Here is an 11,502-nt window from a genome sequence, read left to right on the forward strand (position 1 = left end):
GCTGACCGATAGTTCAGGAACCGGAAGGAAACTGGCCGCTTCGGGAAGGCCAGGCAAGGACAGCAGGCTTACGCTTGTGTTCGATCATGCAGTTGCAGTTCGAATCCCGTTCGGCATGCCATGCGGGATCCTGCGCCTGCCCCTGCCGGCACGCGCCCTTCGAGGCGATTCTCGATAGGCGGCAGCCCCTCGCGCCAATTCCCGCTCCGGTTTTCCGAAACGTCAAGAAAGCCCGGGCCTGCCGAGTTTTGTCGTCCGTGCGCAAAGCCCCCCTTCCTTTCCGGCAAAACAGAATCTTCCCCTTGCGCCCTTGCGTGATGGGCGCGATAGGCACATAAGCCTGCAAAATAATCATTTGCCTTTTTACGGTCAGGATCATCGTGGCCCCGCCTCAACACGATGCCCATAAAACGGGCACTGCGTCCAAATTTCAGCTGTTCGCGCCCATTCTTGCCGGCGCCACGCTCAAGGAGCGGCTGATCGGCTGCCTCGGGGCCCTGATCGGCATCTGCCTCACCGGGCTCGTGTGCGGCTTCGTCATGGGGCAGGATCCGCATCTGCCGCTGATCGTCGCGCCCATCGGCGCCTCCGCGGTTCTGCTCTTCGCCGTGCCCGCCAGCCCCCTCGCCCAGCCCTGGTCGATCGTCGGCGGCAACACGATCTCCGCCTTTGTCGGCGTCACCGTCACCATGCTGGTGAAGGATCCGGCCATCGCCATCGGCCTTGCCGTGGCGCTGGCGATCCTCGTCATGTCGCTGACCCGCTCGCTGCATCCCCCCGGCGGGGCGGCCGCGCTCACCGCCGTCATCGGCGGGGCGGCGGTCAGCCGGGCGGGCTTCTGGTTTCCGCTCGTGCCGATCGCCATCAACTCGCTGATCCTCGTGGCGCTCGGCATGATCTTCCACCGGCTGGCCGGGCGGCAATATCCGCACCGCCAGACGATCACGCCCGTCAACACGCACAAGACCGCCGATCCGCCGGCCGCCTTCCGCGTCGGCTTCAACACCGAGGACATCGACGCCGCCATCGCCAGCCTCAACGAGACGCTGGACATCAGCCGCGCCGACCTCGACGCGCTGCTGCGCCAGGTCGAACTGCAGGCCCTGCTGCGCCAGCGCGGCGACCTGAGCGCGGCCGACATCATGTCGCGCGACGTGGTGACGGTGACGCGCGATGCGACGGCCGACGAGGCCCGCGCCCTCCTGCTCGACCACGACATCCGCACGCTGCCCGTGCTCGACGGCGAGAGGCGACTGCTCGGCACCGTGGGGCTGCGGGAACTGGCCGCCATGGCGCCGGACGCCCATCTGCCCGTCTCCGAGGCGGCGACCGCCCGCCCGTCGGACCCCGCCATCGGCCTCCTGCCGCGGCTGACGGACGGCTCCATCCATGCCGTCGTCGTCGTGGACGATGAGCGCCATGTGGTGGGCATCATTTCCCAGACCGATCTTCTGGCCACGCTCGCGAAAAGCCTCTCCCAGACCGGCCCGACGGGCCTGATGGGCGGCCACGGGCAGGGCATCTGACCATGCCCGGACGATGTCACCCGGGCCTGCCGGCGCCAGACCGGCGGCCTTCCCAAGAGATGTGAGACCGAGACGAAAGGAGTGTCGCCATGGCGACCGTCGACGAGAAGCTTGAACCGATCCTTGCCCAGGTGCTGCAGCGCAATCCTGCCGAGCCGGAATTCCACCAAGCCGTGCGCGAGGTCCTGGAAAGCCTCGGGCTCGTCGTCTCCAAACATCCCGACTACCTGACGGACGCGCTGATCGAGCGCATCTGCGAGCCGGAGCGCCAGATCATCTTCCGCGTGCCGTGGGTCGACGACAGGGGCCAGGTGCAGATCAACCGCGGCTTCCGCGTGCAGTTCAACTCGGCGCTGGGGCCGTACAAGGGAGGCCTGCGCTTCCACCCGTCCGTCAATCTCGGCATCATCAAGTTCCTCGGCTTCGAGCAGATCTTCAAGAACGCGCTGACGGGCCTGCCGATCGGCGGCGGCAAGGGCGGCTCGGATTTCGACCCGAAGGGCCGCTCGGACGGCGAGATCATGCGCTTCTGCCAGTCCTTCATGACGGAGCTCCACCGCCATCTCGGCGAGCACACCGACGTGCCGGCCGGCGACATCGGCGTCAGCGGCCGCGAGATCGGCTGGATGTTCGGCCAGTACAAGCGCCTGACCAACCGCTTCGAGGCCGGCGTCTTCACCGGCAAGGGGCTGAGCTACGGCGGCTCGCTGGTGCGCAAGGAAGCGACCGGCTACGGCGCGGTCTATTTCACCCGGGCCATGCTCTCCACCAGGGGCACCGATTTCGAGGGCAAGCGGGTCACCGTCTCGGGCTCGGGCAATGTGGCGATCTACGCCATGGAGCAGGCCATCAAGTACGGCGCCAGGGTCGTCGCCTGCTCGGACAGCAGCGGCTACATCCATGATGAAGAGGGCATCGACCTTTCGCTCGTCAAGGAGATCAAGGAAGTGCGCCGCGAGCGCATGTCGGAATATGCCCGCGCCAAGACGGCCGGCGTGCATTTCATCCCGGCCGGCAAGGGTTCGATCTGGGACGTGCCCTGCGACGTGGCGCTGCCCTGCGCCACGCAGAACGAGCTGTCCGGCAAGGACGCCAAGACGCTGGTCAAGAACGGCGTCATCGCCGTCGCCGAAGGCGCCAACATGCCCTCGACGCCGGAAGCCGTGCGGACCTTCCAGGAATCGGGCGTGCTCTTCGGCCCCGGTAAGGCGGCGAATGCCGGGGGCGTCGCCACCTCGGCGCTGGAAATGCAGCAGAATGCCAGCCGCGACAGCTGGAGCTTCGAGACGGCCCGCGAACGGCTCGGCCAGATCATGCAGGGCATCCACGACCGCTGCGCCGAGACGGCGGAGGAATATGGCGCCAAGGGCAACTACGTGCTCGGCGCCAACATTGCCGGCTTCACGCGCGTCGCCGAAGCCATGCGCGCGCAGGGCGTGATCTGATCGCCCTACGCCGATCCTCAGGCAGCCGACGGCCCCGGACCCTGTCCGGGGCCGTTTTCATTGGCCGCCGTGAAGGCGCGCTCAGTGAGGCCGCCGGCGATGACCCGGAAGGGCGCGCGGGCCGCTTCTGCCGGCGCTTCCGGCACGGGGCCGCCGGCTGCCGGCTGGAACAGCACCTTTTCCAGGACGATCCAGTCGCGCCGGCCTTCCGGCCGGTCGAAGGTCATCGCCTGGCCTTCGCGCAGGCCGAGCAGGGCAAGGCCGTAGAAGGTCGTGACCGGCAGGAAGGCGCTGCCCGGCGCATAGGTGCGCGGCAGGCAAAGCGTGCGGGTATCGCTGAGCCCGCTTTCGCAGCGGAACGTCACGCGCGCATCGATCATCGCGAGATCGGCGGGGACGCGCCCCCCGGCCGGCAGGCGGCCGCCCGACAGCTTGCGCTTCAGCAGCGCCAGCCATTCGTCCGTCAGCGGCGGCCAGTCGCGCAGCATCTTTTCCAGCACATATCCATCTCTTGCCGTGAGCATAGCGGGATCCCGTCCCATAGCCATTCTCCATCCTGTCCGCGCGCAAGCGCGGCCTGAAAACCCGTGGTGGAGAAGCCCCCTGGCCGCACCTGCGGCACAGGGGGTCACGATCCTGCGACGAGGCAGCCTCCGATGCGCCCGGACTGGAAGAAGGACAGGAATTTCACGGCAGACGACCCTCAGGAGGCCTCGGCCGCATCCGGCACCGCCGCATGCACGGCAATGACGCTGAGCCGCCGCACCTTGCCGTCGCGCGCGGCCCATTCGATCGACTGGCCGGCCGAAAGGCCGAGCAGGGCGGCGCCGACCGGCGTCAGCACGGAGATGCGCTGGCGGGAAATGTCGGCATCCTTCGGGAAGACGAGCTCGGCGGTCTGCGGCGGCTCGTCGTCGATGCGGAACTCGGCGACCGAGCCCATACGCATGATGCCGGGCGCCATGCGGGCGTCGTCGACGACTTTGGCGCGGTCGAGCTCGACGGCGAGCTGCTCGGCGGCGTGCGGGTCGCGCTCGGCCAGCATGTCGGCAAGGTTCGACAGGCGCGCGTGTTCGGAGCGGGCGATGGTGATGGCGGGTGGCCGGATGGCCTTGGTCTTCGCGGTCATGGGAACCTCACGGCGCGGGTCTTCGCGGCCCGGCGGGCACGCGGAAAATCAAAGATTGGGGGGAATGTCGCGCTTTTCCGGAGCGGCTTTCGTGCTGAAACGAAACCGCCATTGCCCCACGGCCGGGGCGCGACGCGACCAAGCCGAGGGGCTAGTGTCCTGCGAGAGGAAACAACCGTTTCAAGAACCGGGCGATGGATTGCGTCGTGGTCATGCTGCCATGATGGCTTGAGGGCACGGGCAAAGTCAAGCCGAGACGCCGCGGCACGGCCGAACGCCGCCCCTGCGACGGTCTGACGATTTGACAGAAGCCAGGTTGGCGCGGAGAACACCTCATCCCCCAAGCGCCGGAGCCACGCCATGATCGAAGACCTTTTCGCCCGGAACAAAACCTGGTCCGCCGAGCGCAAGGCCGAGAAGGCCGACTATTTCGACCGCCTCGCCAACCTGCAGCAGCCGGACTATCTGTGGATCGGCTGTTCCGACAGCCGCGTGCCGGCCAATGTGATCGCCGGGCTGGAGCCGGGCGAGGTCTTCGTGCACCGCAACGTCGCCAACCTCATCCATCCGGCGGATCTCAACATGCTGTCCGTGGTCGAATATGCCGTGCACCAGCTCGGGGTGACGCACATCATCATCTGCGGGCACTATGGCTGCGGCGGCATCCGCGCCGCCGTCAGCGGCGAGCGCCTCGGCCTCATCGACCATTGGCTTCAGCCGGTCCGCGACGTGGCGGACCGGCGCTTCGCATGCCGGGAATGCACGCCCTGGAGCGATGCCGACCTCGACCGGCTCTGCGAGGCCTCGATCACCGCGCAGGTGGAGCGGCTCGCCCGCACGCCGACCCTCCAGGCGGCCTGGCAGGCCGGCCGCGACGTTTCCATCCACGGCTGGGTCTACGGCTTGAAGGACGGGCTGCTTTCTGATCTCAAATGCACGGTGAGCGGCAGAAAGGGAGGGCAAGCCCATGCCGGTGGCGATCAAGCGCATCTATGACGAAGCCGATCCGGCGGACGGGACACGCATCCTCGTCGACCGGCTCTGGCCGCGCGGCCTCTCGAAGCAAAAGGCCGGCTTCGACCTCTGGATGAAGGATGTGGCGCCCTCTTCCGCGCTGCGCAAATGGTTCGACCACAAGCCGGAGCGCTGGCCGGAATTCCAGGCGCGCTACCGGGAGGAGCTGCAGGGCAATCCGGCGCTGGAGGACCTGCGCGAGCGCGCCGAGGCCGGCACGGTCACGCTGCTCTACGGCGCGCGCAACCGGGAATTCAACCATGCGGCCGTGCTGGCCGACGTCCTCAAGGAGGGAACCTGAAGCCCCCGCGCGGTCCGGCAATGACTGCAAAATTCTTGCTGGCTGGCTGCAAGAGAATTCATTTGTCAGGGACCGGCAAGCCGGCCATTTTCTCCTCGTAACATGAGGAGCAGGCATCGATGTCCGAGCGAACGGCGATCGAAGTTCAACCGGAAACCGTTGCCGCGGCGCATGGCGTGGCGAGCGACACCGCCTTCGGCGCGGTGGCCCCGCCCCTCTACCTTTCCACCACCTACGAGTTCGCGGATTTCGACACGCCGCGCGCCTATGACTATGGCCGCGTCGGCAATCCAACGCGCGATCTCCTGGCGGATGCCATCAGCACGCTGGAAGGCGGGGCCGGCGCGGTGATGACGCCGAGCGGCATGGCGGCCGTTGATCTCTTGGTCGGGCGGCTTGCGGCCGGCAGCCTGGTCCTGGCGCCGCACGACTGTTACGGCGGCACGATGCGCCTGCTGAAAGCGCGCGCCGCGCTCGGCCAGCTCTCGCTCCGGCTGGTGGACCAGTCGGATATCGGGGCCGTCAAGGCATCGCTCCTCGACCGTCCGGCGCTCATGCTGGTCGAGACCCCGAGCAACCCGCTGATGCGCGTGGTGGACATTGCCACCCTCGCCGGCCTTGCCAGGGCGGCAGGCGCGCGCGTCGCCGTCGACAACACCTTCCTCTCGCCCGCCTTGCAGAAACCGCTGTCGCTCGGCGCCGACTATGTGCTGCATTCGACGACGAAATTCCTCAACGGCCATTCGGACGTCATCGCCGGCGCGGTGATCGCGGCCGATGCGGAGGAGGCGCGCGGCCTGAAGCACTGGGCCAACGTCACCGGCGCGACGGCCGCGCCCTTCGATTCCTGGCTGACGCTGCGCGGGCTCAGGACCCTGTTTGCCCGCATGGCCGCGCAGGAGCGCAATGCCATGGCGATCGCCGAGCGGCTTTGCGCGCATCCCGCCGTTTCCCGCGTGCACTATCCGGGCCTTGCCGACCATCCGGACCACGCGCTCGCCGCGCGCCAGCAGCGGGGTTTCGGCGCGATGATGAGCTTCGAGCTTGTCGGCGGCGTTCCGGCGGTGCGGCGTTTCGTGAAGGGGGTGCGTTGCTTCACCTTCGCCGAATCGCTCGGCGGCGTCGAAAGCCTTGTCGCGCATCCCGCCACCATGACCCATGTCGACATGGGAGCGGAAGCGCGCGGCAGGGCCGGTATCGGCGACGGACTGCTCAGGCTTTCCGTCGGGCTCGAGCATGCCGACGACCTGCTCGCCGGGCTCGAAGCCGGTCTTTCAGGCTGTTGACGTGTTTTCATTCGCACTTGCCCGCAGACGCCCTGCACTGTCGAAAGGGAGGACATGATGGAGGCCGATGACGACATTCCCGCCACCTTCGCCTCGCCGGCCTGCTTCATGCACGAGGTCGACCCCCGCTATACGGGCCTGCCTGGCCCGCTCGACCGGCAGGCCTGGACGGATGTCGACCGCTGGCGCAGAAACGAACGCGAACGCCTGATCGCCGCGCGCCTCGCCGTGCCGGCCGAGATGCGGGCGCGCCAAGGCGAGGCGATCGCCGCCGGCATCCTGGCCGAGATCGGCGATGTCGAGGGACGCGTCGTCAGCGCCTACTGGCCCTTCCGCGGCGAGCCGGACCTGCGACCGCTGCTTGCCGAGGTCGCGAGGCGAGGCGGGCGCACGGCGCTGCCGGTCGTCGTCGAGAAGGGACGGCCGCTGGAGTTCCATCTCTGGCAGGCGGGCGATCCGCTTTCCCGCGGTGTCTGGAACATCCCGATACCGGCTGAGCGCAACCGTGTCCTGCCCGATATCGTGCTTTCGCCGGTCGTCGGCTACGATCCCGCCTGCTACCGGCTCGGCTATGGCGGTGGTTTCTTCGACCGGACGCTGGCGGCCATGCCGGCCCGGCCGCGCGTCATCGGCCTCGGCTACAGCGCGGCGCGTCTTCAGACGATCTATCCGCAGCTGCACGACATTCCGATGGACCTGATCGTGACGGAAACCGGCACCGTGCGCCCCGCGCCTCAGGCGGACGTTTCCACCGTGCGCGCCTTGACGTAGAGCGCCCGGCCGGCGAACCAGCCGTTGACCGCCGCGCCGAGGCCGAGCAGCACGAAGAGCACGGCGCTCCAGGCGAAACTGCCGGTCCAGCCGCGGATGAGCCCGACGATCAGCGGGCCGATGGCGGCGAGCAGGTAGCCGACGCATTGCGCCATGCCGGACAGATGCGCCGCCACATGCGGATCGCGCGTGCGCAGCACGATGACGGTGAGCGCCACCGCGATCAGCCCGCCCTGCCCGATGCCCTGCAGCACCGCCCAGATCCAGACCGTGGAGAGCGGCGCGAAGAGCAGGCCGAGAAGGGCGACGACGGCCAGGCCGCAGAGCACGACGTTGATCAGCCGCTGGTCCTTGCCGCGCACGGCGATATGCGGCGCGACGAGGCAGGACGCGGCCTGCACCATGACGGAGACGGACACGATGGCCCCGGCGGTGACGCCGTCGAGACCGCGCTCGCGCAGGATCGGCACCAGCCAGCCGAAGACGCAATAGGCGAGTGCCGATTGCAGGCCCATGAAGAGCGTGACCTGCCAGGCCAGCCTGTCGCGCCACAGCCCCTCGACCCAGAAGCCGGTGCGCGCGGCCTGCCTGCGCGTCGCCAGCACCTGCGGCAGCCACAGGAAGCCGACGACGAGCGCCGGCAGCGCCCAGATGGCGAGCGCGCCATCGCGCGAACCGCCCAGCGCATGCTCGATCGGCAGCGTCAGGCCGGCCGCGCTCGCCGCGCCCGCGCAGAGCGCCATCGTGTACCAGCCGGTCATCAGCGCTGCCTTGTCGGGGAAATCACGCTTGACGAGGCCGGGCAGCAGCACGTTGCCGACCGCGATGCAGGCGCCGGCGAGCGCCGTGCCGAGGAAGAGCAGCGGAACGGAGGAAAGGCCGCGCAGCGCCGTGCCGAGCGCCAGGAGGAAGACGACGAGGAGCAGCGTGCGCTCCGTGCCGATGCGCTGGGCAAGGCGCGGCGCCAGCGGCGAGAACAAGCCGAGGCAGACGACGGGCAATGTCGTCAGGAGGCTGGCGCCGGTGGCCGAAAGGCCGAGCGTGTCGCGGATCTCCGGCAGCAGCGCCGAGGCGCTGGAAAAGACCGGCCGCAGGTTGAAGGCGATGAGCACGAGGCTGGCGCCGAGCAGGAAACGCGCGGCGGCGGCCTTCGGCCGGTGCGGCGCGGGCGCCGGCACGCTGTCGGCCTCGGCATCGATCAGGTCGATCGCGCCGGAATCGTTTTCGGCGAGACGGGTCATGACATCAGCAACCGGTCGAGGGCGGACAGGACCGGCGCCATGAAGCGGCGGACGGCGGCATCGGCGGCATCCGGATCGCCGCTCTCGATGGCATCGACGATGGCGACATGGGCGGCCATGTCGGGTTCCGGCAGGTCCTGGCCGAGGGTCGCCTCGATGGTTTCGGCAATGAGCGTGGAGAAGAAATCGTACATGCCGATCAGCACCGCATTCCGCGAGGCGGCGATGACGGCCTGGTGGAAGGCGAAATCGCGGGCGATGAAATCCGTCTTGTCGTTTTCCGCGTAGGGGCCGCGTGCGGCAAGCAGGGCCCGAAGGCCGGCGATGACGGCCGGCGTCTGGCGCAGCGCCGCAAGCCGCGCTGCCTCCACATCGAGCGCCAGGCGCGCCTCGAACTGGTCGCGCAGGCCCGCGCGCCGGGCCATGCCGAGCGGACGCACGGTATCCGCCGTCGAGACCACATAGGTGCCGGAGCCCTGCCGCGTCTCGAGATAGCCCTGCGAGACAAGGACGCGCACGGCCTCGCGTACCGTGCCGCGGCTGACGGAGAGCATGGCCGACAGCGCCGCCTCGTTCGGCAGCTTCGCGCCCACCGCCCAGCGGCGCCCGAGGATTTCGGTGCGGATCGCCTCCACGGCCGTGTCGGCGAGATTGATCTTGCTCAGAGAGTGCATGGCGTCAGTCATAAAGTCATCAGATGACTTTATGACTAGCCCGCTTCCGGACGACGGTCAAATGAATTCGGACACCTTTTTATCAGGCCCGATCGCATTCGGCTGGCCCCCTCCCACGAGGCGGAAGGGTTTTAACGCCCGCCCCGCCCCAAACGCAAAGAGTGAAAAAACTCCTGCTCCGTGGGAGAGATGCCGACAGGCAGAGGGGATTACTGCTTGCGCGGCCAGGTATCGGCCAGGCGATAGCCCGCCGGCCACGGATCGTCCGGGTCGAGCATGACCTGGCTGGTGCCGGTGATCCAGGCGCGGCCGGAGATTTCCGGCACGATGGCCGGACGACCGCCGACCGTGGTCTCGCCGACGATGCGGCAGTCGAAACGCGAATCGATGATCGAATAGCCGGAGAAGCTCTGGCCGAGCCTGATCTGGCCGCGCGCATGCAGCACGGCCATGCGGGCCGAGCAACCGGTGCCGGTCGGCGAGCGGTCGAGCTTGGCCGGCTGGATGACGACGGTGTTGCGGCCGTGCAGCGCGCCGTCGCGCTCCTCCACCGGCAGCGTCAGCTGGCAGAAGGAGATGTGGTTCCATTCCGGGTTTTCCGGATGGGTGAAGCCGAGCTGCTCGTTGGCCGCCCTGGTGATGCGGATGCCGGTCTCGGCAAGCTCCCGCGCCTCGTCCGGCGTCACGGCGAAGCCGAGCGCGCGGGCATCGGCGAAGACGAAGCTGTCGCCGCCATAGGCGGTATCGACGGTGAGCGTGCCAAGGCCCTCCACCTCCAGCTTCGCATCCAGCTTGTCGGCAAAGGAGGGCACGTTGGTGACGGTGATGCGCTCGGCCTTGCCGTTGCGGCAGGCGGCCACGACATTCACCAGCCCGCCCGGCGCCTCCAGCACCATGCGGGTCTCCGGCTCGACCATGGGCACGATGCCGCTGTCGAGCAGCACGGTGGAGACGCAGATCGAGTTGGAGCCGGACATCGGCGGCGTGTCCTCCGGCTCCATGATGATGAAGCCCATGGTGGCGCGCGGGTCCTTCGGCGGCACGAGCAGGTTGATGTGGCGGAACACGCCGCCGCGCGGCTCGTTCAGCACGAAATTGCGCAGGGTCTTGTCCTCGGCGATGAAATTGCGCTGCTCCCACAGCGTCTTGCCGGGCGGCGGGGCGACGCCGCCGACGATGACGTCGCCCACCTCGCCTTCGGCGTGGCAGGAGACGATGTGGATGACCTTGCTGCTGCGCATGGTTCTTCTCCGGTTTTCCAGGCTGTTTCGGCGCGTTGCAGGCTTGCCTTGCCGACGCGATCCCGCTTTCATAGAAAAATTGGATCCAATATACAATCGTGTTCTTCACGGCGTCGCCGCGGCAGGGCTCTGTTGCCCCGCTCCCGGTTTCGACCTATGACCGATCGCTTCATTCCACCGGGGTTCGACGTGATGAAATTTGCTGCCGTCGATGTCAGGCAGGCCGCTTCGGCGGCCGATATCGTCTACGAGGCCCTGCGCAAGGCGATCATCGAGGGCGACCTTGCCGAGGGCGAGAACCTTCGGCAGGACCAGATCGCGCAGATGTTCAACATCAGCCGCATCCCCGTGCGCGAGGCCCTGTCACGGCTGGAGCAGCACGGCCTCATCACCACCCAGCGCTACAAGGGCGCCGTGGTGGCCGGCCTGTCGGTCGAGGAGATCGAGGAGATCTTCGAGTTCCGCGCGCTGATCGAGGCGGAGGTCATCCGCCTCGCCGTGCCCAATCTCGACCGGCAAACGCTAGAAAAGGCGCGGCGCTACTGCGATGCCTTCGACCGGGAGACCGACCCGCACCGCTTGGGCGAGATCAACCGCAACTTCCATTACAGCCTCTACGAGGCCTCGCGCCGGCCGTATTATCTGCAGAACGTGCGCTCCTCGCTCGACCGCATCGACCGGTATCTGCGCGCCCAGCTGACCTTCACCAACGGCGTGCCGCGCGCCGGGCGCGAGCACGAGGCGATCCTTGCCGCCTGCGAACAGGGCGATGCGGAGCTCGCCTCGCGGCTGACGCGCGACCACATCCTCGATGCCGGCCGATCGCTGATGACGTTCCTGCGGGAGCAGCGCGGCTGAGCGGAAGGCTCCCCGG

13 protein-coding genes are annotated in these 11,502 nt (G+C 68.1%); 7 read left to right on the forward strand and 6 right to left on the reverse strand.

Annotated features, from left to right (window positions below):
* Nucleotides 1-13: 13 nt before the first annotated feature.
* Nucleotides 14-379: a hypothetical protein gene (locus tag MUU56_RS26845; RefSeq protein WP_244770341.1), complete on the reverse strand. Its 366-nt coding sequence runs from the start codon at nucleotides 377-379 to the stop codon at nucleotides 14-16.
* On the opposite strand from MUU56_RS26845, the gene MUU56_RS26850 reads away from it, so the two are divergent.
* Together MUU56_RS26850 and gdhA are read left to right on the forward strand one after the other, a co-directional pair.
* A complete protein-coding gene (locus MUU56_RS26850) occupies nucleotides 375-1,526 on the forward strand; it encodes an HPP family protein (RefSeq protein WP_244770455.1) in 1,152 nt (383 codons plus the stop codon). The two genes, MUU56_RS26845 and MUU56_RS26850, sit on opposite strands and share 5 nt — an antisense overlap.
* 89 nt (nucleotides 1,527-1,615) lie before the next feature.
* A complete protein-coding gene (gene gdhA / locus MUU56_RS26855; RefSeq protein ID WP_244770342.1) occupies nucleotides 1,616-2,971 on the forward strand; it encodes an NADP-specific glutamate dehydrogenase in 1,356 nt (451 codons plus the stop codon).
* Between the two features lie 17 nt (nucleotides 2,972-2,988).
* Here the strand turns inward: gdhA and MUU56_RS26860 are convergent, their stop codons facing one another.
* Together MUU56_RS26860 and rnk are read right to left on the reverse strand one after the other, a co-directional pair.
* On the reverse strand, nucleotides 2,989-3,495 hold the full coding sequence (locus MUU56_RS26860; protein ID WP_244770343.1) for a GreA/GreB family elongation factor: 507 nt from the start codon (nucleotides 3,493-3,495) through the stop codon (nucleotides 2,989-2,991).
* 179 nt (nucleotides 3,496-3,674) lie between these two features.
* Complete coding sequence (gene rnk / locus MUU56_RS26865; RefSeq protein WP_244770344.1) at nucleotides 3,675-4,100, reverse strand: nucleoside diphosphate kinase regulator; 426 nt, start codon at nucleotides 4,098-4,100, stop codon at nucleotides 3,675-3,677.
* 360 nt (nucleotides 4,101-4,460) lie between these two features.
* Here rnk and MUU56_RS26870 point away from each other — a divergent pair, with 360 nt between their 5' ends.
* From MUU56_RS26870 to MUU56_RS26885, 4 genes are all read left to right on the forward strand, one after another.
* Nucleotides 4,461-5,096 carry a carbonic anhydrase gene (locus MUU56_RS26870; RefSeq protein WP_244770345.1) on the forward strand — a complete coding sequence of 212 codons (636 nt, stop codon included), beginning with the start codon at nucleotides 4,461-4,463 and terminating at the stop codon, nucleotides 5,094-5,096.
* The gene (locus tag MUU56_RS26875) at nucleotides 5,068-5,415 is read left to right on the forward strand and encodes a DUF488 domain-containing protein (protein WP_244770346.1); all 348 of its coding nucleotides are present in this window, start codon (nucleotides 5,068-5,070) and stop codon (nucleotides 5,413-5,415) included. Before MUU56_RS26870 ends, MUU56_RS26875 begins: the two co-directional genes overlap by 29 nt.
* A 119-nt stretch (nucleotides 5,416-5,534) precedes the next feature.
* Nucleotides 5,535-6,701: a cystathionine gamma-synthase gene (gene metB / locus MUU56_RS26880; RefSeq protein WP_244770347.1), complete on the forward strand. Its 1,167-nt coding sequence runs from the start codon at nucleotides 5,535-5,537 to the stop codon at nucleotides 6,699-6,701.
* Between the two features lie 57 nt (nucleotides 6,702-6,758).
* The gene (locus MUU56_RS26885; protein ID WP_244770456.1) at nucleotides 6,759-7,472 is read left to right on the forward strand and encodes a 5-formyltetrahydrofolate cyclo-ligase; all 714 of its coding nucleotides are present in this window, start codon (nucleotides 6,759-6,761) and stop codon (nucleotides 7,470-7,472) included.
* Here MUU56_RS26885 and MUU56_RS26890 read toward each other — a convergent pair.
* The 3 genes from MUU56_RS26890 to MUU56_RS26900 all read right to left on the reverse strand — a co-directional run bounded on the left by MUU56_RS26890 (nucleotide 7,436) and on the right by MUU56_RS26900 (nucleotide 10,628).
* On the reverse strand, nucleotides 7,436-8,713 hold the full coding sequence (locus tag MUU56_RS26890) for a CynX/NimT family MFS transporter (protein WP_244770348.1): 1,278 nt from the start codon (nucleotides 8,711-8,713) through the stop codon (nucleotides 7,436-7,438). The two genes, MUU56_RS26885 and MUU56_RS26890, sit on opposite strands and share 37 nt — an antisense overlap.
* Nucleotides 8,710-9,387 (reverse strand): FadR/GntR family transcriptional regulator, encoded by a 678-nt coding sequence (locus MUU56_RS26895; RefSeq protein ID WP_244770349.1) that lies wholly within the window; start codon nucleotides 9,385-9,387, stop codon nucleotides 8,710-8,712. The genes MUU56_RS26890 and MUU56_RS26895 overlap by 4 nt, the downstream gene beginning before the upstream one ends.
* 209 nt (nucleotides 9,388-9,596) lie before the next feature.
* Nucleotides 9,597-10,628, reverse strand: a complete 1,032-nt coding sequence (locus MUU56_RS26900) for a trans-3-hydroxy-L-proline dehydratase (protein ID WP_244770350.1) — start codon at nucleotides 10,626-10,628, stop codon at nucleotides 9,597-9,599.
* A 192-nt stretch (nucleotides 10,629-10,820) separates the two neighbouring features.
* Between MUU56_RS26900 and MUU56_RS26905 the strand changes: the two genes are divergently transcribed.
* Nucleotides 10,821-11,486 (forward strand): GntR family transcriptional regulator, encoded by a 666-nt coding sequence (locus MUU56_RS26905; protein WP_244770351.1) that lies wholly within the window; start codon nucleotides 10,821-10,823, stop codon nucleotides 11,484-11,486.
* The last annotated feature ends 16 nt before the right edge of the window (nucleotides 11,487-11,502 follow it).

The sequence above is a fragment of the Shinella yambaruensis genome (assembly GCF_022899355.1).
GTDB classification, from domain to species: domain Bacteria; phylum Pseudomonadota; class Alphaproteobacteria; order Rhizobiales; family Rhizobiaceae; genus Shinella; species Shinella yambaruensis.

Excerpts from the sequence above, each read along its gene's own strand:
- MUU56_RS26845 (WP_244770341.1), bottom strand. The coding sequence starts at position 379 with ATGATCCTGACCGTAAAAAGGCAAATGATTATTTTGCAGGCTTATGTG.
- gdhA (WP_244770342.1), top strand. The coding sequence starts at position 1,616 with ATGGCGACCGTCGACGAGAAGCTTGAACCGATCCTTGCCCAGGTGCTG.
- MUU56_RS26860 (WP_244770343.1), bottom strand. The coding sequence starts at position 3,495 with ATGCTCACGGCAAGAGATGGATATGTGCTGGAAAAGATGCTGCGCGAC.
- rnk (WP_244770344.1), bottom strand. The coding sequence starts at position 4,100 with ATGACCGCGAAGACCAAGGCCATCCGGCCACCCGCCATCACCATCGCC.
- MUU56_RS26870 (WP_244770345.1), top strand. The coding sequence starts at position 4,461 with ATGATCGAAGACCTTTTCGCCCGGAACAAAACCTGGTCCGCCGAGCGC.
- MUU56_RS26875 (WP_244770346.1), top strand. The coding sequence starts at position 5,068 with ATGCCGGTGGCGATCAAGCGCATCTATGACGAAGCCGATCCGGCGGAC.
- metB (WP_244770347.1), top strand. The coding sequence starts at position 5,535 with ATGTCCGAGCGAACGGCGATCGAAGTTCAACCGGAAACCGTTGCCGCG.
- MUU56_RS26885 (WP_244770456.1), top strand. The coding sequence starts at position 6,759 with ATGGAGGCCGATGACGACATTCCCGCCACCTTCGCCTCGCCGGCCTGC.
- MUU56_RS26890 (WP_244770348.1), bottom strand. The coding sequence starts at position 8,713 with ATGACCCGTCTCGCCGAAAACGATTCCGGCGCGATCGACCTGATCGAT.
- MUU56_RS26895 (WP_244770349.1), bottom strand. The coding sequence starts at position 9,387 with ATGCACTCTCTGAGCAAGATCAATCTCGCCGACACGGCCGTGGAGGCG.
- MUU56_RS26900 (WP_244770350.1), bottom strand. The coding sequence starts at position 10,628 with ATGCGCAGCAGCAAGGTCATCCACATCGTCTCCTGCCACGCCGAAGGC.
- MUU56_RS26905 (WP_244770351.1), top strand. The coding sequence starts at position 10,821 with ATGAAATTTGCTGCCGTCGATGTCAGGCAGGCCGCTTCGGCGGCCGAT.